The 23459-nt window shown below is 53.8% G+C and carries 23 protein-coding genes; 14 read left to right on the top strand and 9 right to left on the bottom strand.

Features of this window, described 5'->3' with window-relative positions:
• Positions 1-273 precede the first annotated feature (273 nt).
• A complete protein-coding gene (locus tag ACR0D8_RS20700; RefSeq protein ID WP_480649432.1) occupies positions 274-579 on the top strand; it encodes an ArsR/SmtB family transcription factor in 306 nt (101 codons plus the stop codon).
• Positions 580-694: 115 nt separating this feature from the next.
• On the opposite strand, the gene ACR0D8_RS20695 is transcribed toward ACR0D8_RS20700, so the two are convergent.
• Both ACR0D8_RS20695 and ACR0D8_RS20690 read right to left on the bottom strand, forming a co-directional pair.
• Positions 695-1219, bottom strand: a complete 525-nt coding sequence (locus tag ACR0D8_RS20695) for a flavodoxin domain-containing protein (protein ID WP_480649431.1) — start codon at positions 1217-1219, stop codon at positions 695-697.
• A 134-nt stretch (positions 1220-1353) separates the two neighbouring features.
• Positions 1354-1839: a hypothetical protein gene (locus ACR0D8_RS20690; RefSeq protein ID WP_480649430.1), complete on the bottom strand. Its 486-nt coding sequence runs from the start codon at positions 1837-1839 to the stop codon at positions 1354-1356.
• Between the two features lie 271 nt (positions 1840-2110).
• Between ACR0D8_RS20690 and ACR0D8_RS20685 the strand changes: the two genes are divergently transcribed.
• The 9 genes from ACR0D8_RS20685 to ACR0D8_RS20645 all read left to right on the top strand — a co-directional run bounded on the left by ACR0D8_RS20685 (position 2111) and on the right by ACR0D8_RS20645 (position 12104).
• Positions 2111-2557 carry a universal stress protein gene (locus ACR0D8_RS20685; protein WP_480649429.1) on the top strand — a complete coding sequence of 149 codons (447 nt, stop codon included), beginning with the start codon at positions 2111-2113 and terminating at the stop codon, positions 2555-2557.
• Positions 2558-2905: 348 nt separating this feature from the next.
• Positions 2906-3691 (top strand): formate/nitrite transporter family protein, encoded by a 786-nt coding sequence (locus tag ACR0D8_RS20680; protein ID WP_480649427.1) that lies wholly within the window; start codon positions 2906-2908, stop codon positions 3689-3691.
• A 288-nt stretch (positions 3692-3979) separates the two neighbouring features.
• The gene (locus tag ACR0D8_RS20675) at positions 3980-4120 is read left to right on the top strand and encodes a hypothetical protein (protein WP_480649425.1); all 141 of its coding nucleotides are present in this window, start codon (positions 3980-3982) and stop codon (positions 4118-4120) included.
• 28 nt (positions 4121-4148) lie between these two features.
• Positions 4149-4526, top strand: coding sequence for a SnoaL-like domain-containing protein (locus tag ACR0D8_RS20670; RefSeq protein ID WP_480649423.1), 378 nt, complete (start codon positions 4149-4151; stop codon positions 4524-4526).
• Positions 4527-4909: 383 nt separating this feature from the next.
• On the top strand, positions 4910-5869 hold the full coding sequence (locus tag ACR0D8_RS20665) for an HlyD family secretion protein (protein WP_480649421.1): 960 nt from the start codon (positions 4910-4912) through the stop codon (positions 5867-5869).
• Entirely contained in the window at positions 5866-8562 is a 2697-nt protein-coding gene (gene rbbA, locus ACR0D8_RS20660; RefSeq protein WP_480649419.1) for a ribosome-associated ATPase/putative transporter RbbA, read from the top strand. The genes ACR0D8_RS20665 and rbbA overlap by 4 nt, the downstream gene beginning before the upstream one ends.
• 69 nt (positions 8563-8631) lie before the next feature.
• Complete coding sequence (locus tag ACR0D8_RS20655; protein WP_480649417.1) at positions 8632-9681, top strand: ABC transporter permease; 1050 nt, start codon at positions 8632-8634, stop codon at positions 9679-9681.
• Positions 9682-9876: 195 nt separating this feature from the next.
• On the top strand, positions 9877-10380 hold the full coding sequence (locus tag ACR0D8_RS20650; protein ID WP_480649415.1) for an Hsp20/alpha crystallin family protein: 504 nt from the start codon (positions 9877-9879) through the stop codon (positions 10378-10380).
• 173 nt (positions 10381-10553) lie between these two features.
• On the top strand, positions 10554-12104 hold the full coding sequence (locus ACR0D8_RS20645; protein WP_480649413.1) for a trypsin-like peptidase domain-containing protein: 1551 nt from the start codon (positions 10554-10556) through the stop codon (positions 12102-12104).
• A 9-nt stretch (positions 12105-12113) separates the two neighbouring features.
• Here ACR0D8_RS20645 and ACR0D8_RS20640 read toward each other — a convergent pair whose 3' ends face one another.
• Positions 12114-13730: an MFS transporter gene (locus ACR0D8_RS20640; protein ID WP_480649411.1), complete on the bottom strand. Its 1617-nt coding sequence runs from the start codon at positions 13728-13730 to the stop codon at positions 12114-12116.
• A gap of 48 nt (positions 13731-13778) precedes the next feature.
• Positions 13779-14999: an APC family permease gene (locus tag ACR0D8_RS20635; protein WP_480649409.1), complete on the bottom strand. Its 1221-nt coding sequence runs from the start codon at positions 14997-14999 to the stop codon at positions 13779-13781.
• Between the two features lie 469 nt (positions 15000-15468).
• Here ACR0D8_RS20635 and ACR0D8_RS20630 point away from each other — a divergent pair, with 469 nt between their 5' ends.
• The 3 genes from ACR0D8_RS20630 to ACR0D8_RS20620 all read left to right on the top strand — a co-directional run bounded on the left by ACR0D8_RS20630 (position 15469) and on the right by ACR0D8_RS20620 (position 16783).
• The gene (locus tag ACR0D8_RS20630) at positions 15469-15732 is read left to right on the top strand and encodes a hypothetical protein (RefSeq protein ID WP_480649407.1); all 264 of its coding nucleotides are present in this window, start codon (positions 15469-15471) and stop codon (positions 15730-15732) included.
• A gap of 133 nt (positions 15733-15865) precedes the next feature.
• Positions 15866-16315 (top strand): phasin family protein, encoded by a 450-nt coding sequence (locus ACR0D8_RS20625; protein ID WP_480649405.1) that lies wholly within the window; start codon positions 15866-15868, stop codon positions 16313-16315.
• Positions 16316-16375: 60 nt separating this feature from the next.
• A complete protein-coding gene (locus ACR0D8_RS20620; RefSeq protein WP_480649403.1) occupies positions 16376-16783 on the top strand; it encodes a universal stress protein in 408 nt (135 codons plus the stop codon).
• Positions 16784-16982: 199 nt separating this feature from the next.
• Here ACR0D8_RS20620 and ACR0D8_RS20615 read toward each other — a convergent pair whose 3' ends face one another.
• Both ACR0D8_RS20615 and ACR0D8_RS20610 read right to left on the bottom strand, forming a co-directional pair.
• Positions 16983-18371, bottom strand: a complete 1389-nt coding sequence (locus ACR0D8_RS20615; protein ID WP_480649401.1) for an adenylate/guanylate cyclase domain-containing protein — start codon at positions 18369-18371, stop codon at positions 16983-16985.
• A gap of 200 nt (positions 18372-18571) precedes the next feature.
• On the bottom strand, positions 18572-19204 hold the full coding sequence (locus ACR0D8_RS20610) for a tyrosine-type recombinase/integrase (protein WP_480649574.1): 633 nt from the start codon (positions 19202-19204) through the stop codon (positions 18572-18574).
• A 256-nt stretch (positions 19205-19460) separates the two neighbouring features.
• Between ACR0D8_RS20610 and ACR0D8_RS20605 the strand changes: the two genes are divergently transcribed.
• The gene (locus ACR0D8_RS20605; protein WP_480649399.1) at positions 19461-19955 is read left to right on the top strand and encodes a hypothetical protein; all 495 of its coding nucleotides are present in this window, start codon (positions 19461-19463) and stop codon (positions 19953-19955) included.
• A 384-nt stretch (positions 19956-20339) separates the two neighbouring features.
• Here the strand turns inward: ACR0D8_RS20605 and ACR0D8_RS20600 are convergent, their stop codons facing one another.
• From ACR0D8_RS20600 to ACR0D8_RS20590, 3 genes are read right to left on the bottom strand one after another with little or no spacing between them, the layout of a single operon-like run.
• Complete coding sequence (locus tag ACR0D8_RS20600) at positions 20340-22232, bottom strand: type IV secretory system conjugative DNA transfer family protein (RefSeq protein WP_480649397.1); 1893 nt, start codon at positions 22230-22232, stop codon at positions 20340-20342.
• Positions 22225-22383, bottom strand: a complete 159-nt coding sequence (locus ACR0D8_RS20595) for a hypothetical protein (protein ID WP_480649395.1) — start codon at positions 22381-22383, stop codon at positions 22225-22227. Before ACR0D8_RS20595 ends, ACR0D8_RS20600 begins: the two co-directional genes overlap by 8 nt.
• A 12-nt stretch (positions 22384-22395) precedes the next feature.
• A complete protein-coding gene (locus ACR0D8_RS20590) occupies positions 22396-23409 on the bottom strand; it encodes an ATPase, T2SS/T4P/T4SS family (protein ID WP_480649394.1) in 1014 nt (337 codons plus the stop codon).
• Positions 23410-23459 lie beyond the last annotated feature (50 nt).

The raw sequence follows: 23459 nt of genomic DNA, 5'->3' as shown, positions 1-23459 counted from the left end.
GTGCAGGAGACTGTTCATTTGCGAGAGCAGGTGTCGCATACCCGCGAGGATGATGGGTATGACCTGTAGAACGGCGCGTGTATCGTTGGTGGCGGGAACGCAGTGTAGCTTCGTGCTGTGAATACTGTCTGCCGCAGCCACTCCAATCCCATTGCGTGCATAGCATCATTTGACCGCATTACCCGCAATTTCCTCTTCGCCGCTTATTTGTGGCAGAGAGACAGGTGCCAGTGATAATTATATCAAGATATATCCTTCTATTTGGGGCACCGCTTGAAATCGGATCTCAGCCAGAATGCTCTTGAAGCAACCGAGTTTCTGAAGGCCATGGCGCATGACGGCCGTTTGCAGATATTGTGCCTGCTGCTCAGTGGTGAAAAGTCCGTCGGCGAAATCCAACAGACGTTCTCCATGCGGCAGGCCGCCGCCTCGCAACAGCTATCCCGGCTCCGCCTTTCCGGTTTGATTGACGCCAGGCGTGAAGGGAAGAGCATCTATTACAGGATTGCCGATCAGAGAGTATCAGCGGTTGTGGCAGTATTGTATGAGCTGTTTTGTAACGATGTGAGCGAGTTGTGAGAAACTGAAACGGGTCAGCAAATGCTCCGCGTTTTGACGTGATGGAAAAATCCCGCTCTGCAAAGGACGGCCGAACTCTGTCATTGGTTCGATGCTCTCCGAGGTGACGGCAGACTTAATCGTCCAGGAATGCTGTTACTGTTGTTTTCAACGCGTCCCAATCAGTGAATTCTCTCAAGCCATCTCGTGGATCAATCTTCTGGCCTAGCATGACAACGTGTTGGACGATCTCTCTTTCAAAATACCCGTAACTATCAGGCCGTACGGCACCGGCGACCAAGGCGGTCGCGTCTGGTTCGAAATTCGTCCGCATCAGCATTTCGGTGAGATAGTCCCGCGCGTCCTCCTGACCTTTCTGAAAAGCAGCTTTTAGACTGACGGAAAGCAAAAGTGATTTTCGCGTAGATAATGCGTCATGGTACCTTTCTAAAAACTCCTCGAACGGCTTGGGGTGCCGGCGTTCATGGACGGGAGCGGCAAGGATGACGTGGTCTACATCTTCCAAAGACACTGGACCTGCCAGTTGGTCGATATCGATCAGCCTAGTTTCGTATCCTGCCCCTAATGTAACTTTGTTGATGAAGCGCGAAATCTTGGCGGTCTGACCTTCAATAGTCCCGTAGGCAATAAGTACTGTCATGATGACGCTCCCGCAAACCGGTCTAAACAGCGAACTTACTATGCCGAAACTCTTCGCCACGGCCTTTGATATCAATCAAAAGTGCCGGTCTCTCTAAGCAATTTGGGTAAAGGCGCGACGTCGAATTGACTGGCTCATACTGTTCTGGAAAGCACAAAAGCTATAGCAAGCCAAAATCCAGAGCGTATGGTCATTGCACCGATGGTTCGCCATTCAAATGGTGTTCCACCGAGAACCATAATTATCAAAACTACAAACACCAGTAGTGTACATGTGCCTATCAACCAGGCAATGCGTTGTGCCCAGAATGTGGATTTGTAGATTGCGAATGCGCCAGCCAAATAGACAAATCCAGCCAGAAAATTGAACCAAAGCACGAATGGAACTGCATCTCCGACTGCAGCTTTGGCAGCAGCACCCCCAAACAGTGCCGTTCCGCCGGAGAAAATGGTAAGGAGACCAAAGAGTGCTGCGGCCATTGCAACTGGGCGAACCCAAGGCGAAGAGGAAGGCATCGTTGTTTTCCTCTGGAATAAGACTGAATTTCGTGTCGTAGGCAATCCACCGATCTCGCCAATCGAACTGAAACGCGCGTCCATAATAGCAATTCTTCTCGTCATTTCCCTTGATCTTTATCATTGGGCATAAATTGATACCCTTTGAAAAAAGCAGCGTCTGCGGGAGGTTTTTCGCAATAGATATGCTCTGTTCCCCCTTTCGGTTGACCCGTTTGCAACTCCAATGATTATTAAAGTTGGTTCAGTTACCGTGAATCTTCTGGAAATGGACGGACGACTACGCTCGAATTTGCAGCGAAAAGTGTTGATTTGAGTCAATGCTAGTTGCCGCAAGTTCGCCCATACTGACCCCTCACAAAGGAGGGAGTGCGACATGTTCAATAAAATCGTGGTTGGCTTGGATGGATCGGAGGCGTCAGAATCAGCACTACGCGTTGCCTGTGATATCTCAAGCAAATACGGCTCCCAAATTCACCTTGTCCATACACCTCAGCCGCAAACCGTGGCTTTCGCAATGGGCGCGGTTGCTGGCTATCACGCCGTCACGACAATGCCTTCAGACGAAGAAGTTCAGCAGGCAGCAGACAAGATCATTTCCACGGGTAAAGAGATTGCCAAAGAATACAATCAGACGGTTTCGCAAACACATACCCAACGCGGTGATCCGGTCGACGAGATCATCGCATGCGCCAAGCAATGCACAGCTGACCTAATTGTGACGGGCCGCCGCGGATTGGGAAGCATTGGTAGCCTGATTCAAGGGAGCACCTCTCAAGGCATCAGTCGGAATGCCACTTGTGCGGTTTTGACCGTTGCCTAAATTTCAAACTTGGTCCCAATCGGCACAAAACGATGACGATCAATAAGCTTTGCATTGAAGCCTCGTGACAGAACTAAGGTTCGATGGCTACTCCGTGACGCTGAACTCCCGACCGTGAAAATAGTAACAGACATCCACTGCTTCATGACGGTGGCACGAAAACGGAGGCTGAAACAGAGGTCATGGATGCCTGTGGCGATGACCGGAGACCAAACTGTGTTAGGCGAAACTACCCGAACCATGAGGGAACAGATGAACTTCCCCTTTTTATTTGTGCATTGGTTCAAGGTCAGAAGATAGAATGTAAACCTCCCGCTAAGTAGATCCGTGCCAACTCTGGAGCCCGACATGAACACCCCGTCCCTGTTCGACGCTCATAAACCCTCTGAAATTGCGACGTTAGTTGAGACTGCTGGGGTCACAAAGGCAAAGTTGCCAATGGCACCCATGTTCGTTCTTGCGATGCTGGCCGGGGCATTCATAGGGTTTGGCGCAGCGGCCTATACGATGGCGGTTACTGGGGCAGACAGCGCTGCGGGGCCGATCCGCGTTCTGGGTGGCGCGGTGTTTTCCCTGGGCCTTATCCTGGTGATCGCAGGGGGTGCAGAATTATTCACCGGCAATGTTTTGATGGTGATCGCAGCGGTCGACCGCAAGATACCACTGCGACTGCTGTTTCGAAGCTGGGGCATCGTCTACACCGGAAACTTCGCGGGCGCCCTCGGGCTTGCATTGGCCTTCTCTCTGACTGGCCTGCTCGAGGGGCCGATGGGCAATACCGCCGTGGTGATAGCCGATGCCAAAGCGGGGTTGGAACCGATGGAGGCCTTCGCCCGTGGCGCATTGTGCAACGGGTTGGTATGCCTTGCTGTATGGCTGTCCTTTGCCGCCCGCAGCGTCACCGGCAAAGTTCTGGCCGTTTTGTGGCCCGTCACTGCTTTTGTGTTGCTGGGGCTCGAGCATTCGATTGCAAACATGTTTTTCTTCCCGCAGGGTTGGGCAGCGGGGGCAACTGTGCCGGTTTTATCAGCGGCGACCAATCTATTGTGGGTTACTCTGGGCAACATTGTCGGCGGGGCGGGAGGAGTCGCCTTAGCCTACTGGTTTGCTTATCTTGGCGCTACTAAACAATAAGACCCACTTCTTCAATCACAGCGCCTGCCAGAGCAAAACGATCGGTTTCAGATGGTTTTGAAGGCGTTGTCTAATTGTGCAGCCCAGATCAATCTTTTCCTGCACTTAATAGTCTAGATGCCGGAAGCATGGTTATCTTCGTGGTCGATAGCGGTTGTCGCATGATGGTGCAACACGAGGGGAAGCGGCACAGGCTTGCCTAAGTCCGCTGATTGGGGTGCGGGCCGGTTGATCAGTCAGATATGAGAGTTGGATGCGGAGGTAATTCGCCGACCAGGAGGCAAGGAGATGGCGCACTGGCTGATGACGGTACCGGGAATTGGACCGTTCTTTGCCACTGCACTAGTTGCCCTCTCGTTCCCGAACTGGATTCTTCGCCAACATCTTAATTCATTGATCCTCGTCAAGATTGGAAATGGTAAGATGTGATACAGTTGATGCCAAAATGGGGGCTATCATGGAAGAATTAGTCGAGGTTGGACGAACGTTTGTTCAGGCAATGCGTGATCGCAGGGGCCTTGCAAATGTTGATGAAATGTATGCCGAGAACGCTCAATCCATAGAAGCGGTTGTGCCTCCGGTTCGACAGTTTCGCATCACCAAAGGCCGTGATGCTATCAAAGGGAAAAGAGAGGATTGGCTGGCAGCTCATGAAATCATCGAATTCGACGTCGATGGCCCCTATGTTCATCCCCCAAACCGCTTCAGTGTGCGATATAAGGCTGACGTAACGCAGAAGGAAACTGGGCAACGTATCGCCTTGAGCGAGATTGCAGTTTATTCGGTAGCAGACGGAAAGATTGTATTGGAAGAGTTCTTCATGTTGCCAAAGTAGGAGCGGCAACCCGCAAAACTGACGCAGTGTTGGTTTCATCCGCACGCTGGAAGTGTGACTTGTAAGTGCTTTGACACGATGAATGGACAATTGGGCATTTGTTTCGACCGCGTGATGCCTGCCCATGCGCAACAATACCGTCAGTTCGGCGCAACCGAAATTGAAAGTCACGCCGTGAAATCCGCATTGAGCCATTGATGCGGGTTAACAATCAGACTGCTGCGCCGGTTTTCTACCCGAATTTGGCCTGAACAACCCTCTAAAAGGCTCTGTTTGATCCAAAACAAAGCATTTTGCGGGGTTTGAGATAACGTCACCTAGTAGCTCTAACCGCGGTACGCCAGATCATGAAAAAGAACGTGCGCGCAGTACTGATCGTCGTAATGCTCCTTCTCGCAGGTGCGGCGTTGTACATATTCGTTTCAGAAGACAGCAGTGAATTGCCAGTTGGGTTTGTACAGGGCAATGGACGGATAGAGGCCGAACAAGTGGAAATTGCCCCCACCTTCGCAGGGCGGGTTGCACAGGTTTTGGCGGCAGAAGGCAACTTGGTTGCTGTGGGTGAGCTTCTGGTCGAGATGGACACCGATGAACTGTCTGCAGCGCTTGATCGCGCCAAAGCCGAGGTAGCATTGGCGCGTCAAGCCAAGGCCGAAGCCGAGGCTGTTGTTGTTCAACGAGAAAGCCAACAGCGTCGCGCGGCGCAGGAACTGGAACGGGCAAAGGCACTTTTGGCCGGTCAAAACATTTCGATGACAGTCTTTGAAGATCGCGAAACCGCATTTCAGGTTGCCGACGCCGTTCTGGGTGCCGCCAAGGCCCGGGTTGCAACCTCGGACAGCCAGATCGCGGCTGCCGAAGCCGAAATGCGCCGGATCGCTGCTCAGATCGAGGATGCTTCGCTTGTTGCCCCCATGCCAGGGCGCGTTCTTTACAGGCTGGCTGAGCCCGGTGAAGTTGTCGGCGCGGGGGAGCCGATCCTTACGCTTCTCAGCTTAGAGAACGTCTATATGGACGTGTACCTGCCCGCACGCGAAGCGGGGTTGCTGCCCATCGGGGCTGAGGCGCGCATCGTACTTGATGCCTTGCCGGATTTTGCCATTCCTGCAACCGTCACTTTTGTATCCCCCGAAGCCCAGTTCACTCCGAAGCAGGTCGAGACATTGAGCGAGCGTGAACAGTTGGTCTTTCGCGTTCGGGTTCGCATCCCCCAAGATCTGATCACAGAACGGATCGAACATGTGAAAACCGGCCTTCGCGGTGTCGCTGTGATCAGGCTTTCTTCTGACGGTGTATGGCCGGAATATCTGGAAAGGCGGATCCCACCCGAATTGTTCGAATGAATTCCCAGGCGGGCACATCTGGTTTCTGCATCAGCGGTGTCACGCATAAGTATCGCCAGCGCATTGCACTGGATAACCTGTCGCTTGATCTGCCGATTGGTCAGCTTATTGGACTGATCGGGCCTGACGGGGTTGGCAAATCAACGCTTTTGGGTTTGATCACCGGCGCGAAGAAGCTTCAATCCGGCACGATCAATGTTCTCGGAGGTTCGATCGACGACTGCGCCCATCGTCACCATATCTGCCCTGCGATCGCATTTATGCCGCAGGGGTTGGGCCGAAACCTCTATGCAGAATTGTCGGTGCGCGAGAACCTAGAGTTCTTTTCGCGTCTCTTCGGACAGGGGCAGCAGGAGCGTGACATCCGGATCGCAGCATTGCTGTCGGCAACCGGGCTTGCGCCTTTCTCTGATCGGCTGATGGGAAAACTCTCGGGCGGCATGAAACAGAAGCTCGGGCTGTGTTGTGCTCTGATCCATGATCCTAAGCTTTTGGTTCTGGATGAGCCGACCACCGGCATCGACCCACTGTCGCGGCGTCAATTCTGGGCGCTGATCGACGCGGTCCGAGAGGCTACACCCGACCTCTCCATATTGGTTTCGACGGCCTATATGGAGGAAGCCGAACAATTCGACTTTATCGTCGCGATGGATGCCGGGCGCGTGCTTTTCCATGGTTCTCCGGCAGAGTTGAAGGGGGAAGCCAGCGACCTTGAAACGTCCTACCGGCGGCTGCAGGCGCACGGGGAGCCCCTGATCGTACCAAAGAAAGCGCCCGCACATCACCATGAAGCAGACCCGGTGATCACGGCGAATGGATTGACGCGGCGCTTTGGCGATTTCACCGCGGTCAATGACGTCGAATTCTCGATCAACCGTGGTGAGATCTTCGGCTTCCTCGGGTCGAACGGCTGCGGCAAGTCGACAACCATGAAAATGCTGACAGGCCTTTTGCCTGCAAGTAAGGGTGAGGCGCTGTTGTTCGGTAGGCCGGTTGACGCGCGTGACCTGAGGATGCGTCGCGAGATTGGCTATATGAGTCAGGCATTCTCGCTTTATGGCGAGTTGACCGTTCGACAGAACCTTCAGCTTCACGCCCGCATCTTCGCAATCACGGACCGCGAGAGGCGTATCGATGAACTGGCAGTGCGCTTTGGCCTGATTGCACATATGGACATGCTGGCCACGGCGCTGCCACTTGGCATCAAGCAACGTCTTTCCCTGGCCGTCGCTGTGATCCACCGACCTCGCGTGCTGATCCTGGATGAGCCAACCTCGGGGGTGGACCCTGAGGCGCGCGACTCGTTTTGGTCGCTGCTGATTGAGCTTTCGAGAGATGAAGATGTGACGATTTTCGTCTCGACCCATTTCATGGCCGAAGCAGAGCGCTGTGATCGGGTGTCATTCATGCATGCTGGCCGGGTTCTGGCTGAGGGAACACCGGATGAGTTGATCGCGGCGGCACAGGCAGACAGTCTAGAAGAAGCATTTGTCACGGTACTGAGAGCCTCCGACCCTTCGGCACCAGTGACAGCGCCTGAGGCATCGGTTCATGCCCCTGATGGCAGCGCTGGCGGGAGTATCAGGCGCGCGCTGGCATATACGAGGCGTGAAACCATCGAGATTTTGCGCGACCGCGTGCGTTTGGCGTTTGCGTTCCTGGGCTCGGTGATCCTGATGCTGGTCTTTTGCTATGGGATTACGCTGGACATCGAAGAACTGGATTTCGCGGTACTGGACTTGTCGCAAGGACCCGAAAGTCGCGCCTACATTTCTGAGATTTCAGGGTCACGCTACTTCAACCCAACGAAGCCACTGACGGGTATCGATGAGGGCCATGAACGGCTGGCCCGAGGAGATGCCTCGCTGGTTGTCGAACTCCCACCTGATTTTGGGCGCAAGATCCGCTCTGGCGAAGCGACGGACGTGCTTGCAATTGTGGACGGCGCAATCCCGTTCAAAGGCGAGACTGTGGAAGGCTATGTGGCGGGGCTCCACAATACCTTTTTGGAAGCAATGGCACGCCAAAACGGTGTCCATCCGGTCGAGATCGCCCGTATCGAACCACGCTTCAGATACAACCAGATTTTCGAGAGTATTGCCGCAATGGCCCCAGCCATGCCTGCAATCCTGTTGATAATGTTGCCGGCAGTTCTGATGGCGGTCAGCGTCGCGCGTGAGAAAGAGCTGGGAACAATCACCAATTTCTATGCGACGCCAACGACGCGCCTTGAGTTTCTGATTGGCAAACAAATCCCTTATATCGTAATCGCGTTCGCCAATTTCCTGCTCTTGGCTGGAATGACGGTCTTTGTTTTTGATGTACCGCTCAAAGGCAACCCGGTTCCCCTGGCAATCGGCGCGCTGCTATATGTCTGGGCGACCACATCTTATGGGCTGCTCATTGCGACCATGACCTCAAGTCAGGTGGCTGCCACCTTCGCCACCGCGATCGCCTCGGTCGTACCGACCATTCAGTTCTCGGGCCTACTGCAGCCGGTTTCAACGCTTGAAGGCGGTGCGCAGACAATCGGATCGCTCTGGCCGTCATCTTATTTCCTGCATCTGAATGTCGGTGCCTTCACCAAAGGGCTGGGCTGGGATGCGCTTGCCCCCGATCTTCTCGCCCTGGCCTGTTTCGGGCCGGTGCTGACGCTGATCGCGGCCCTTTTGCTTCGAGCGCAGGAGAAGTGAATGCAACGTTTGTCCTGTATCTTCTGGCTTGGCCTGAAAGAAATGATGAGCCTTCGGCGTGACTGGGTGATGATGGCGCTGCTGGTCTGGTCATTCACGCTGGCACCCGTGATGGAGGCGACGGGGGTTTCGAACTCGGTCAACAATGCCTCCATTGCATTTGCCGATGAGGATGGCTCGCCCCTTTCACGGTCTCTTGCTACGGCGTTCTTCCCTCCGGAGTTTCAACCCGTTGTCCAGATCGCACCGGGTACCGGAGCCGAAAAGATGGATGCCGGGCATTTCCTGTTTGTGGTCGCGGTGCCACCAGGGTTCGAGAAAGATGTTCGCGCCGGGAGCTCACCTGAAATCCAGGTTCTGATTGATGCGACGGCGATGGAACAGGCCGGGATTGGTGCAAACTATATCATCAATATCCTCAGCGCCGAGATCCGTCGCTTTGCCATCGGTGCGGACCTGATAGAGACATTGCCTGTCGATATCATCATGCGCAGTGCGTTCAATCCCAACCGTGATACTGTTCGTTTTGCCGGCATCGTGGCGCTCATCGGCCAGATCATGTGGCTGACTACGATCCTCACCGGTGCTGCAATGATCCGCGAGCGTGAACATGGCACAATTGAACACCTGCTTGCGATGCCGCTTACCCCGCTTGACATTGCGATGGCCAAGATTTGGGCAAACGCAGTGGTGGTTCTTGTCGCGACCGCTTTATCGCTGACCTTTGTTATGCAAGGTTTCCTGGGGATCAGCATCGCGGGGTCGAAGGTGTTGTTTTTAGTTGGCACCGCCCTGTTTCTCTTCACGGCAACCGCACTTGGGGTATTTCTTGCAACGATTGCGCGCTCAATGGCGCAGTTCGCGCTTTTGGTAATGCTGACAGTCCTTCCAATGCTGATGCTGTCAGGAGGAGAGACACCGATCGAGGGTCAGCCCGACTGGCTTCAGTTCGGAACATCGATCCTTCCGTCCCGCCACTATATGTCCGCCAGTCAATCCATCATCTTCAAGGGTGCTGGGATTGAAACGGTATGGCCAGAGTTCCTATGGATGGCGTTACTGGGCGCAATCCTTCTGGTGTCAAGCCTAGTGCTTTTCAGACGCTCGTTGGCGCAATAGAGTCAGATCAGTTTGCCCCTTGGCCTAGACGTATGACCGGTAATACGCCTTGTTTCATTCAGAATGCCGATACGGCCGGGATGTCTCTTGACGCGATACCGAGGACGCTTGGTTGCGCAAGATCAAGGCAATTAGATGCATTTTTTGCCATAATGCCGCCTCCCCCCAATCGCACCAAAGGAGGAGGATCAGAAAATGCTTGAAGACAAAAAAACTCCACAACTATTTGCTGGAACACATCCGCTCTCTGATAATTTTCGACGCGAAATGGAATCCATGATGTCGCGCTTTTTCGGGGGCACAGCGCCATTCCTGCCGCTGGAAACAGCCGCGCAACGCACGGGCTTCCCGTCGTTGGACATGACGGGTGCGATTTCGCCGGCGATTGACATCCACGAGACGGATACAGCGATAAATCTCACGGCTGAATTGCCGGGTCTCGAAGAAGACGACGTCGAAGTCGAAATCAAAGACCGCAGATTGACCCTGCGAGGCCAGAAGAATGTCACACATGATGACACGGGCGATCTGCGCGTTAGCGAGAGAAGCTATGGCAGTTTCACCCGGACAATGACGCTGCCGGATGCAGTCGATATCGAGGAGATTTCCGCTGCGTTCGACAAAGGTGTCCTGCACATCACCATGCCAAAAACCGAACCCCAGGATCCCAGCCGAAAGATCAAGGTCTCATCGAAATAGGCGCATCGACGGTATACGCGCAATCATCGTGATCGGGGCAGCATATGGAAGCTCAACGTTTTTCTGAATGCGCACATTATTGCCAACCATGGCGGTTTCACCGCTGCGCATGATAATGTGCCCAAAGCGCTAAGGAACTGAGATGAACCATGCGGACGCCGGACGGAAGCGACATGGACGGTGAAACGAGCGATGTCCGTGCATTCTTGGAGAGCTTGACCGGTCCGTCTCGCGGAACCGTAACCTGGCTTGTCGGCACCGCTTTGTCCGCTTCACTAGGTCAAGACCGGATCCTGAAGATAAGGCGGAAAGAGGATGTACCCCCACATGACGAAGATGTGGCGACCTTTCAATGGTCGCAAGGCGGTTACACGCTAAACGCGCTGCCCGGCCGGGAAATCTGGGTCAATGGTCAAAAGACTGCTTCGGTAACTCTTAGGCATGGCGACATGATCGAGTTTGGTGAAGAGGGTCCCATGTCGCGCTACAGGATGTGTGACTACTCATTCCCTGCACATCACACGGTCGAAGACATAATAAGTGACGCTTATGTGTATGCGCGCTCTAGCCGACGACCCTTCGCCAGCAAAATGTCCAGTGCGCTGCGCGAAGGCGGGCGTCGGCTGACATCACAAACCACGGTTTTGTTCCGGGTTACCGTTATCGGTCTACTTCTACTGATTACAGTCTTTGGCTATTTGCTTTTTCAGAACGATCAGAAGCTGGCGGACAGTCTGAAACAGGAATCTCTCAAGATCGAGGCGGTTGCTGTCATGCTTGCGCAGACGCGAGAAGATGCATTGACGGCGGATGATCTGGTCGCGCTCAGAGACGCGTTTGACAACCAGGTGCTTTCCACCGAACAGCGCCTTGGGACATTGGAAGAGCGTGCTGGTGCATCCAGGCGGGTAATAACGGGCTCGACGCGATCCATTGCCTTTATCCAAGGGGCCTACGGATTGCGTCAAACCGAAAGCGGCAAATTGCTGCGGCATGTGCTTGGCCCGGACGGGGAGAAACTAAAAACTCCATTCGGGAAACCGTGGATTGAACCGGATGCAGCAGGCGCGCCGGCAGAGTTTCAGTTCACCGGGACCGGGTTTCTTTTGCAGGACACCTCTCTGTTAGTGACCAACCGTCATGTCGCCTTGCCCTGGACGACCGGGGATCGGGCACAGGCCCTGAAGGCAGCAGGGCTTGAAGCCGAGATACTTAGTCTGCTGGCTTATCTGCCAGAACAATCCGAGCCAATGGAAGCGGTATTGCTTAGGGCAAGCAAAACGGCCGATCTGGCGCTTCTGTCCGTTGATGCGAACCGTGTTCAAGGGCTTGGGCTTACACTGGCACCTGACCCGCCGCGTGCAGGTGAAGAAGTTTTCCTGCTTGGATTTCCAACTGGCCTAAAGGCCTTGATTGTGCAGGCCGGGCCGGATTTTCTGACAACGCTGGAGAGCGATGGCGCCGTCGATTTCTGGATGATTGCAAAACACCTTTCAGAGCAGAACAAGATCAGACCTCTGGCCAGCCGGGGGATCGTCGCCCAGACCAGTCCCGGTGCGGTCGTTTATGATGCTGAAACCACAACCGGTGGAAGCGGCGGGCCCGCCTTGAACCGAAACGGCGAGGTGGTTGCTATCAATGCCGCGATCTTACCCGAATTTGGCGGCTCCAACATTGGGGTTCCAGTGTCGCACCTCAAGGCACTGCTTGATGAAAGCGACTGATCCGCATATTCAATCGCGCGTCTGATAAGGCGAGTTTTGCACAAGAAAAATCACAGCCAGTGGAACGATGACAGAGATCAAGCCCACGGTAATCAGCAAGCTCCCCAACTGGCTGTAGTCGGCGACGGAGGTGACAGCACCCGTCCTGGGATCGGTCACCGCGCGGGTAACGACGAACAGCTGGTTCAGATATTTTGTTCCAAGGCTGCTTGCCGACAATGCCATGTTGGTGAACGACGCCATGACCGCAAAAAAGGTGGCCTTCAGATAAGTTGGCGCATTACGTGCAATCCATGCCAGCATTGGCACCATTGCGATCTGGCCCAGCGGTGACTCGACGGCCGTGTCGAGAATGGCAATGAATCTTGCATCCACCACCCCGCCAGTATGCAGGGACGTCCATTCATGCACCCCGTAGTACAAAGCAAGATTTGGCAGGGCCAGCATTCCGGCAGCAATCGTGAGCAGCACAACAACCTGCGCGATGGAACGGCTGGCCATAAATGGCCTGAGGATGATCAGGCCAACAAGCGCAAGCAGTGAGGTCAGAAGCGCAAGAATGGCCAGAAACTGTTCGTCGAACCCAAGCTCGTCGATTTCGAACCAGGTCAACCCGGGTCCCGGGAGGGGTACTGCACGGAAAACGAAAATGATCGTCGCAGTCCCTGCCAGAACTTTGGCCTGTTTCGGCTTCAGTTCTTTCAACAACCGCGACATGAGATAGAGAATGACCGTGAGCGACACCACAAAAACGGTTTCCTGCGCAAAGGCAAAATTTGCGGTTCCCAACGCTATGCTGAGAACAACAAACGCAAGTCCGCCCATCAGTATCGGCCACCTGACTTCGGTGGTTTGATCGGGTCTGTGCGGAAGGTGTCCTCGACGAACGAGGCGACGCTGTATCAGAGCGTGAAGAGCCACTCCGCTGATCGAAAGCAAGGGGATAATCAGAGCGACGAGATAGACCTGACCGTAGAGAACCAAACGATCGCCTTGCTCCAGATCTTCTGCCCCCGAAAAAATCCAGATGTTAACCGCTGCGACCCCTGCAAGCCCGGATATGATCGCAATCCTGCCGAGGGTCTGCATTGTGGTGTGCCGGGCACGAACTTCTTCCGGCGTAAACGCGCGTCCGTCTCGGTCCGATTGCGGCACCGCTTCGACTGTCATGGCGTCAGCAACGACATCCTGAATGGCATAACCTGAAGGAGCCAATATCAAGGCAACGACGTACCAATCCTCTAGTGGCATAATGCCGGCCATTCGGTCAGGCGCAGCCACAAGCCTGTACATGATGAGCAATGACGCCGTGATAAGGGATGCGCCAACGACAATCAGCAGGGATTTCCAGCGCCAGAACAGATCAACCAGATGACCCAGCGGCATTTTTAGAATCCACGGCAACCCGGCCCAGAATGCCAATCCCGCAACAAAAGCGGCGGATATATTCAGATAGTCCTTAAGAAAAAACGCACCAACGACAGATGTTAGTCCCGAAACTCCGGCCGCAAAGTAAACCATCAATGGTGGCAGGTAAGACCATTGCAATTGTGCGACCAAATCAACAAAGGTTCGGTGCCACCAGTCAGAGATCCGCCTTCCAAGTGTTTGTCGGTCAGTGTTCATGCGTCAGTCGGACCCCGTTCTGGTGACCCTGTGCTGTCGGTTTTCCTCTCAGAGAAATCCGGCACCAAAAAGCAGGGCGCTGGTCAGCACCCCAAGGATTGGTACAACAAGCGGTACGCGGAAATGTTCCCGAGTTGACCCTGGCCGGGACTTCAGCAATATCAGCGAGATGTTGACCAAAACAAACACTCCCAAAACGATCTGGGATGTGCGTTCCGCCAGTATGCCGATTGGCAAAGTTTGCATCAGCAGAAGGATTATCGCAACTACCAACAGGGTTGCGACGACCGGTGTCTGGGTTACCTGCGGGACAGTCGCCAGTATTTTCGGCAGATGATCCCGGTCGGCAAGACCATAGATCACTCGCGACGCCATAATCATCTGGATCAGGACGCCATTGACTGTCGCAACAACCGCGACTGCGGCGAACCCTTGTTTGATTACTTCGGGTGCGTCGAAGAAAACCAGCGTGAGTGGGGCGGCCGAGTTCGACAAGGTATCGATAGGAACAACAAGCAGGACCGTAACCGAGGTCGCCAGATACAGACCCGTCGCCAGAACGAGCGTCAAAAGGATAGCCTTTGGAATTGTGTGGGTTGGATCTTTTACCTCTTCGGCGACGTTTGCCATGTCCTCAAACCCGACAAAGGCAAAAAAGGCCAGCAAAGATGCTGCAAAAATACCGCGCCAGGTACTGAGCTCGAGTCCCGGAATCATCTCACGGATTTCATGGCCTTGCGGTTCCTGCACGGACATGCCCCAGCCAATCACAAAAAGAAGCCCCGCAATCTCGATGATCGTGATCACGGCTGCCACAAATACCGATTGTGTAATGCCCCAGAGTGCAATCAGCCCCATGACCGACACAACACCGATCGTAAGCAATGCGGTGCCAAGCCCCGTCAGGGTGTGAAGGTATGAGGCCGCCCCAATCGCAACAGCGGAAGCTGAAATTATCCCAGACGCAGCAACGGCAAGACCGATTAGAACCGCCATCCAGCCCCTTTGAAATCCCGCTTCGACATATGCCGCCTCTCCCGCGCTTACGGGATAGCGTGTCGCGAGTTCGGCGTACGACAAAGCCGTCAGCGACACGACGAGCGCTGCAACAAGAAACGAAAACGCAGCATATGGGCCCGCGATATCGGCGGTGGCGCCGACAAGCACGTAAATTCCCGCGCCGACGGTGACACCAAGCCCATATAATGCAAGCAACGGGGTGGTAAGCGCGCGCCGGAGTCTAGGTGTCGGTGGATCAACTGTATGCATTGACCTCACTCCTTGATGGACAATTGCCTGGGTACCGAAGCTGCGCCGCAAACAAGCGCCCCGATCATATATCAGGGGCTCGTCACCACTCATGCCGAACTTCTGCTGAAACATTCATACTTTGCCATGTAATGCTTCATTTGGCATTGATCTATATCATTAGGCGCTAAGACCCGATCAGCGAGGCGGAACCGACTGAAGCGACCGTCCCTTCGTGATGGTTTTTCCAGATGGTACTCAAAGGCTGAATATGAGCGAGATCAATGTAGCGTTCATTCGATATCCGTATTTTCAACTCGAAATGCTGACTTTTGAGTAGGAACAGATGCTAGTTTGTCGCGCACTTCTTTTGTCAATATTTGCTGCAAGTGCTGCACTGGCGCAGGAAATAGACCTTCAAAATGGGCACGATCTCTACAGAACTTATTGTTGGCAATGCCATGGTTTCGAGGCCACAGGAGATGGTCCAATGGCGGAGATGCTGGCAATAAGGACACCTGATCTGACGAGGCTCGCGGCCCAAAACGACGGCGTTTTTCCGATTGAGGCGGTGGCGCGTCAAATTGATGGTCGCGCACCATTGCTCGCGCATGGCGGAGAAATGTCCATTTTTGGACCAGCTTTGGATTCGGATCAAAAAGTTGCGCTGACCATGCCTGACGGCCAGCCGATGTTCGCAGGTGTGCCGTTGGCAAATGTAATTTATTATTTGGAGTCTATTCAAATCGAGTAGGTTGGTACAAATGCCGCCATTAGATTGTAGAGCACCACTGCCTACGTTTGGTGACACCGGTTGATCTAAATTAAGGTTATTTTTTGCGAGATTTGGTAACATTCAGCATTTGGAAGATGAGGAGGAATCTCCAATGCCTGAAGAGAAGCCAAAATCAAGTTACTCCAACCCACTTGTCGATGTTTTCAAGCAGATGCAGCCGACTACCACGGCCAATCCGTTTTTAGGCGCTCAGCTTGAGCAATTCTGGGACACGCAGGAAAAATCACTTAAAGAGGTAGAGGCCTTTGCTCAACATTGGTTTGAGAGGCGTCACGAGGCTGTTCGAACCGCGCTGGAAGCTGCGCGTTCGGCGTCTGCCGCAGACCCGACTGATCCGGCGAAAGCACTGCAAACCATAGCAGAGTGGCAGAAGCATTCAGCCGAACGCCTAGTGGCTGACGCTCAGGAATGGTTCGAAACAGTTGCCCGATGTGCAGCCTATGCAGCGGAAACCGAAGCCGAAGCTGCGGAAAAGACAATAGATGATGTTGCAAGCACAGCAAAGAAAGCGGGTAAGTCTTCGAAATCCGAACCGGTTTAGAGTGCCGTATCACTGCGGAGGCCGGAATGATCGTAGCTGGAGCAATGGAAGGTAGCTAATATGTATAAAAACATTCTGGTACCAGTCGCACTGGACAAAGATCACGATACACAGGCCTCATTTGAAGCTGCTCGTTTGTTGGCGAATGCCGATGCGGAATTCACAGTGCTTCATGTACAGGAACCGATCCCTGCATATGTGGCATCTCAGATACCCGAGGAAGTTCTGGCAAATACTCGAAAAGAACTTCAGGAAGGCTTACATAGGAATGCTGCGGAGTTACCGGGCGCGACACCGCGGCTTATCTCGGGGAGCGCTGGTCGAGCGATCGTTGATTTTGCAGATGAAAATGACATTGATTGCATAGTGCTGGCCTCACACAAGCCAGGAATCGAGAACATTTTTATTGGGTCAACTGCGAACCGGGTCGTTCACCACGCCAATTGTTCTGTCCACGTTATCCGCTGAGTCGGTTTGTGGTAAGTGCCGCACGTCGATTAAGCGTCGTGGATGAGTCGACTTTCCAGACCCGAGTTATTTTACGATCATCACACGCTGCATGACCGTATGGAAATGGAAGGCGCTGATAGGCTCAATGAGCGGGTCCGACTGAATGGATTGCGAAAGTTGAATTCAGGGGAATGGCAAAGCCATGCGCAAACACTTACTATTTCGGTGTGTAGGTCCAAACCCCGATCTTTCCGCGTCTTCCTCTCAAATCTTGCACTCCGGCAGGAACCAATCTTTTGATTAAAGAGTGCCCGATCTTGTCCGTCGGATTTATTGCCTCGATCAACAAATCGCTAACCACCAAAGAGGCTTTTAGTTTCCGGGACAGCTGCTCAAGCCTGCTTGCGACGTTCACGGTATCGCCGATGACACTGTATTCAAGACGGCGTCGGTTTCCGATGTCACCTGAGATAACGGGACCGAAGTGGATGCCAATCCCAATGCGTACCGGAGGAAGCCCTTCGCCATTCCTGTCACGATTCCAGTTGCTCAATGCCTCAAGCATGTCAAAGGCGCATTGAAGTGCGTTACTGGCGTCGTTCTCACTGGGTTCTGGTGTCCCGAAACTCGCCATCAACCCGTCGCCAAGGTATTTGTCCAGTGTACCTCCGTTCTCGAAAACTGCCTTGCCCAACCTGTCATGATACCCGCGCAAGAAATCAACGACATCGCCAGGGGCGTCGTTCTCGCACATGGTGGTAAACCCGATGATGTCAACAAACATGACGGCGACGTTTTGTTCACGCGCCTCGCCAAAGCTGTCCTCAGCACTACTGAGACGGTCCACAACGTTTGGTGAAAAGTAGCGTGCAAGGTTGGAGCGTGACCGTTCCGTACGAATTCGGCTTTCTACGAGCCAACGAGAGCGACGCACCAAGGCCGCAAGGCCAGCAGTAACAAGTAAGCAAACGATGATCTCTTGAGCCCAAAATCCCAGAAAGATGAAATTTGGATCAGAGCGCGCCATCAAAAAGTCCTCCACAGTGCGCTCACTAAGATCGAGGTTGGTATAGGCGCCAGGTTGGTTCACAAACCAAACCAGCATTCCTGTGCGCGCTGTAACGATGCAAAAGCCGCACCAAAGAACCAGACTTGGACGAAAGCTGAATGCTGCCTGCATCAGGAAGAGATAGAAATAGGTGAACTGGCTTCCATTCATCAGGATCGCGGGTGGTAAATCGTACTCAGCGAAAGGGTTTGGAGTGCTGGAGATGAAAGCCAGCAAAGCACAGTCGATGGCAACGAAGACATAGTTCATTACACTGGCATTCGCGCTATGCTTGGCTGAAAAGTACTGCAAGATTCCAAGCACCGCGAATACTGCAACCTGAGAAATATCGTAGAGAAAGCTGGTACCGCGGTTTTGTGTGTCTATCGCAACCCAGATCAAAACAATACAAAGTGCTGTGGTTCGAACCTTCGCGGCCAGCAAAAGACCCTGTTGCTCTGCCTCGGCAAATCTGTCCTCGTTGCGACGCGTCAGCCGTCCTTGCGCGCGCTCTACAACTGAACGATCAGCCGTTACGGGTTTCTGAAGATGCGTCACACCGCTTCCCTCCGATATCGAACAGCATAGCGGTCGTTGTCACGGACTAGAAGCGGGGCACATCTGGCTGCGGTTTGAGAACAGGACATTCGCCGCAGTGCGATATCTGGGTAGTTTGGGCTCTATCCGTAACACTGCTGCGCCGCGCCCATAGGTCCGATCTGGATTGGCGAACGGCATGTGCCGCCCGCCAACATAGTTCAGATGTCGATTTGTTCGGCGATACTCAGGGCGTCTTTAAGTTCGACGCCGAGGTATCGGACAGTGCTGTCGACCTTTGTGTGTCCAAGCAGCAATTGAACCGCTCTGCGATTTCCCGTTTTCCGGTAAATTTCTGCCGCCTTGGTCCGGCGCAACGAATGGGTGCCGTATCCACACGGTTCCAGCCCAATCGCGGCCACCCAATCCCGCACAAGTCGGCCATACTGGCGGGTCGAGATATGCGGGCGGTCATGAAACCGGCTCGGAAATATGAAACGGCAGCCTACCATTTCCGGCGATTTGATCCACGCGGCAATTGTATCACGCGTGTTTTCAGAGAATTTAAACTGAACGGGCCGCTTGGTTTTGCCCTGGATTACGAACACCCTTTCGCGAATGCGATCATCCCTCACCAAGTCGATGACGGCTAGTTTCACCAAAGCGCATCCACGAAGCTTGCTATCAATCGCCACATTGAACAATGTAAGATTGCGCAGGTTGCCCGCCAATTCGAGCCGCGCTCGGATCGCCCAGACCTGTTTCGGCAACAGCGGTCGTTTCTGGCCAATGATCCGGCCCTTGTTCCAGGTTCTTCGTTTCGAGGTGACAGCGGGAAGTTGGACTCTTGGCATAGTGCGCCCTCCAATCCTCCCGCCAGGCCCAGACATCAGCACCGCGCCGACGCCTGAATTTTACCGTCGGTTTGAATGGCCGTTACCCGATTGCCTGTTCGTTGAGAAACGCCGCAGACGCATTAGGCCGCTCCGAGCCCAAACCTACCGAGAAAGCGCCAGCCTGCTTACAAGTTGACACTTGTCAAGGATCGACACTTCAAATTCGCCTATTCTGACAATGGATTGTCTTTCGCACTACTCGGACGCTTGGAACATGAACCGGTTTGTCCAAATTGGCATAGCAATCGGTCTTGGAATTTGGGCAATTTCCTCGACTGCCCAGCAGTCGAATCCACATCTGATCTACGAAGAAAGCTGTGCGTCTTGTCACCTGCCGCATGCAGGAGATTTTGTCTCCGAAAAATTGATTGTGTCTGAAAGTGGCATTGTCGGAAAAGCTTCTGGTCGCCCCGTCATTGACTATCTGAAGGCAGGACACGGCAAGTTGTCAGACGAAGAAGTCAATGTGCTCATACAGCAGTTCGAGTTCATCCAACAATCTGGCCGTCTATTCAAAGAAAAATGCATTATTTGCCACGATAACGCCGCCGAATTTGCGCGCCAAAAGCTAACCTTGCGCGATGACGTACTTACAGGGCGGTACACAGATAGAGATGTCGCAGAGTTTTTGTTGCGGCACGGTCGGCTTGATGCATCTGAGGCACAAAAGATGCTTGAGGTCCTTATGCGCCAACTTCAAGTAAGATAAGGAGCATCAAAATACCTCGCGATGTAGGTCGGCTCTCAGCCTTAGTTCGGGTATTAGGTTTATGAATTGATAGGACAGGTTTGGCCGCAGCCTTTAGATTGCCGCATACAATCTCGTTGCATCCCGAATGAATGGCCACTCTTTACGCCGCACAGCGGCGTTGAAAAATGATGCGGTCGCGGCGATTTTCGTGCTGCGAGCACGCGCAGCGAGAACTTCCTTGGTCCGAGTTGGGCTCATCGGTTTGCTTCGCCGCGCGCGACACGAACGACCGCTTGTTCAAACAGCTTGGGCGTTGCGCGCGCATTCGCAATAAGATTGTATGCTCGATTGTTCGAGATTCCGGCGCTCGAACCTCTGGGATTTTGCAATACAGCACCCCCGTCAAGCGGAGGCGCTACTTTCAGGCCGTTTGGCTCTCATTTTCTCCATCGCCATGTCTTTTGCGGACCGGCTTTTTCGTTTTGCAACGGCGCGCTGCGCATCAAAAGCTGCCCGAAGTTCCTGATCTTTTTCCGAAACCTCTTTCACCGGGGCAGGCGCCGGTTTCGCATCAGCCAGTGCCTTTGCCGTGTCCTCTGCCTGCTCTTCAGCAAGATCCAGGTGTGTCCCTTTGATCTTTGGCGTGTCGCCACCAAGGAACTGCATGAAATAAGGATCTTCGAAATATCGAATCTTGTTCGCAATCACGGGCATCTTGCCTTCGCGGATCAGCACAACCTCGTTTTCCGGCAGACGACCAACGTGCTCTGGCCGGAGCAGCCGAATGCCTTCTTCACGCTCTGATATGCTGCCCATTTCCATCTTGCCGAGTGCTCGAGACTTCGACTTGCTCATGACCGTTTTGTCCCCGATGGACCTGGACACATGTTCGCGTACTTCGGAATCCTCTGAGGCGGCAAACATCTGGGTTCCAGCGTTTGCCAGCATCGCCCGCACACCCTCGTGCCCATAAATGTCCTGTAGGCGCGACAGTGTTTGCGAAATCACCACGAGCCTGCCCCCGAACGATCGCATGGTGTCATAGGCTTCAACGACACGCTCAAGATGGCCGAGGCGTTGGAACTCATCGAGCAGCATCAAAACCTTGAACGGCTCATCTTCGCCCGGCTCAACAGTTTCGATGGTGTTCACCAGATCGAGGAAGAACAGGCGAATGAGCGTCCGGAACTCTTTGACCTTTTTCCCTGGCACAGAAAAGTAGATCGAGGTGGGGCGCCGACGCAGATCCTCAAAGCTGATGTCATTGCCCTGCGTGGCTCTTGCCACAGATGGGTTGCGCCAGAGCTGCAGGCCGGAGTTGTTCATAACCGAAATCGTTGACCGCAAGATTTTGGATTCTTCGGCTGCAAGATTCAGAAACTCATCTGCAGCTCGCGCATATCCAACTTCTTCAGCCATTTTCTCGTAGTCCTTTTGCTTGGTTGTTTTGACCAGGCGCAGGACTTCGGAAATGTATGGCCGCTTCCTTTTGATCGCCAACATCGCCATCGCGCAAAACATGCCTTCAACGCCACCCATAAAGCCTTGGGCGGACGAGCTGGGCGTGTCGAACATCTGCGTTGCAACCTGAATCACTTCTTCCCATCGCCGGTCCAGATTGTCGGCACGTGCTGCGCGGCGCAGAGGGTTGTAGCTGTGGCTTTTGTCTGGGTTCTCGGGATCGAACACAAAAACCTCATCGCCCATTGCTGCCCGACGTGCACCCGTGGTCTGGAAAATCTCGCCCTTGATGTCCAGGACGACGCAAGAACCATTGAAACGCAGGACGTTCGGGATCACGAAGCCGCTGGTTTTACCCGAACCAGAAGGGGCAATGAACATCGCGTGTGGCTTTTGGACACCGGGGCCGGGTTTATAGTAGATCGCGTTTTTGTCTTTGGGCTGACCAAATTTGGCAAACACGATTTCACTATCCAGTTTGTCTTTGAGCTTCAGCACCGAAGCATAGCCCTCCTGGACGAGTTGAGGGGCCTTTGCAAAGGTTGCATCACCGTATTTCGTTGAGGGACCACGCAGCGCAGCCGCCACGAATGCAAAGGTCAAAACCCCCACCGCGACCACCGCCACCAGACCCATTATCTGCTGCGTTTCTGCAGGCTGTGCCATGAACTTCTCTGGGATCGCCCAGATGTCCAGCCCGCGAAAGCCTCTGGTGTTGATGTATTCGAGAGCCAGCCCGACCACCAACACCGCGCAAGCCGAGGTAGCGATAAAGCCCATAGAACCGGCTATCGCTACCTTCTTGCCTTTGGGTAGATCCTGAAACTCAGCCATCGGTCAGCTCGCGTTTGAAGAAGCACACGATGCCAAACTCGGCAGGTACGACGCCGACCATTTCCCAACTGTCTTGCCCGAGCTTCGCAAACTTCTCGCCTGCATTTTCCTCTACCCGCATCAAGACATTACGATACTCAAATTTTTTCATTCTATTTCTCCTTCAGATAAGTTGATCAGCGGCCATCAGGGGTGGGAAGATCACTCCGTTGACCTTCCGTTCGTCCCCGATTTTCTTCATGTGAACGATCATGTGAATGGTGGCCCGGATGTCATCGACCACTTCTGACTTTTGAACGGTCGGAGATCCGCGACGCACCATCTTGCTCATACGTCCAATGGCATCAACGGGCGAGTTGGCGTGCATGGTACAGACAGAACCATCGTGGCCGGTGTTCACCAGTTCCAGGAACATATTTGCGTCGTCGCCCCGAATTTCACCGCAGACGAGGCGGTCAGGCCGTAACCTCAGCGCCGATTCCAGCAGCTTTGTTGGTGATCGAGGGCCATCTTCTTCTGAACGGTCAGCAAGCAGATCGACAGAATTGGGTTGCTCGATGTCCAGCTCGGCCACTTCTTCAATCGTCACGATCCGTTCGCCAGGATCGACGCGCTTCAGCATTGCATTGAGAACAGTGGTTTTGCCAGACGAGGTGCCACCGGCAATGATCACGTTCCATTTGCTTAGCATCGCAAGGTCGGCCAGCTCGTCAAAGTTCATTGTTCCGGCAGCGAGAGCAGCCCGAGCCTTTTCAAGCGCGCTGTGATCGTTGTTCTCTGCCAACGCCGCCTCTTTGCTGGCGAAGCTGAACGCGCCCAGATCGACGGTTTTCACGCGGAGCAGGCGGATCGCCACGGACCCCACGCCGGTTGTTGCTGGCGGAATCACAACCTGCACCCGCGCTTTACCCTGCTGTGTCGGCACGTTGGCCGTCGCAATCGGCTTCTTTTCTCCGAATGTCACATCGCTGAAACCGGCCACGCAGCGCCCGATGTTTTCTACATCATCTCTGTTTAGAGTGATGTCTGTCCTGGTCATGTGCGTTGTGCCCATTTCTTCGACCCAGACCGATCCGTCAGGATTCACAGAAATTTCGCTCAGGCTTTCATCGTGCAACAGATGCTCGATCTTGCCTGTATAATATTCCAGAAGGCTATTCCCGTTCCGCCCGCTCATGTTCTTGTCCTTGTTATTGGCGTCAAAAAAGGCCGCTACCGCACTCGATC

The sequence above is a fragment of the Ruegeria sp. BG10 genome, assembly GCF_056538575.1.
This window is presented reverse-complemented; position numbering and strand designations above follow the sequence as displayed.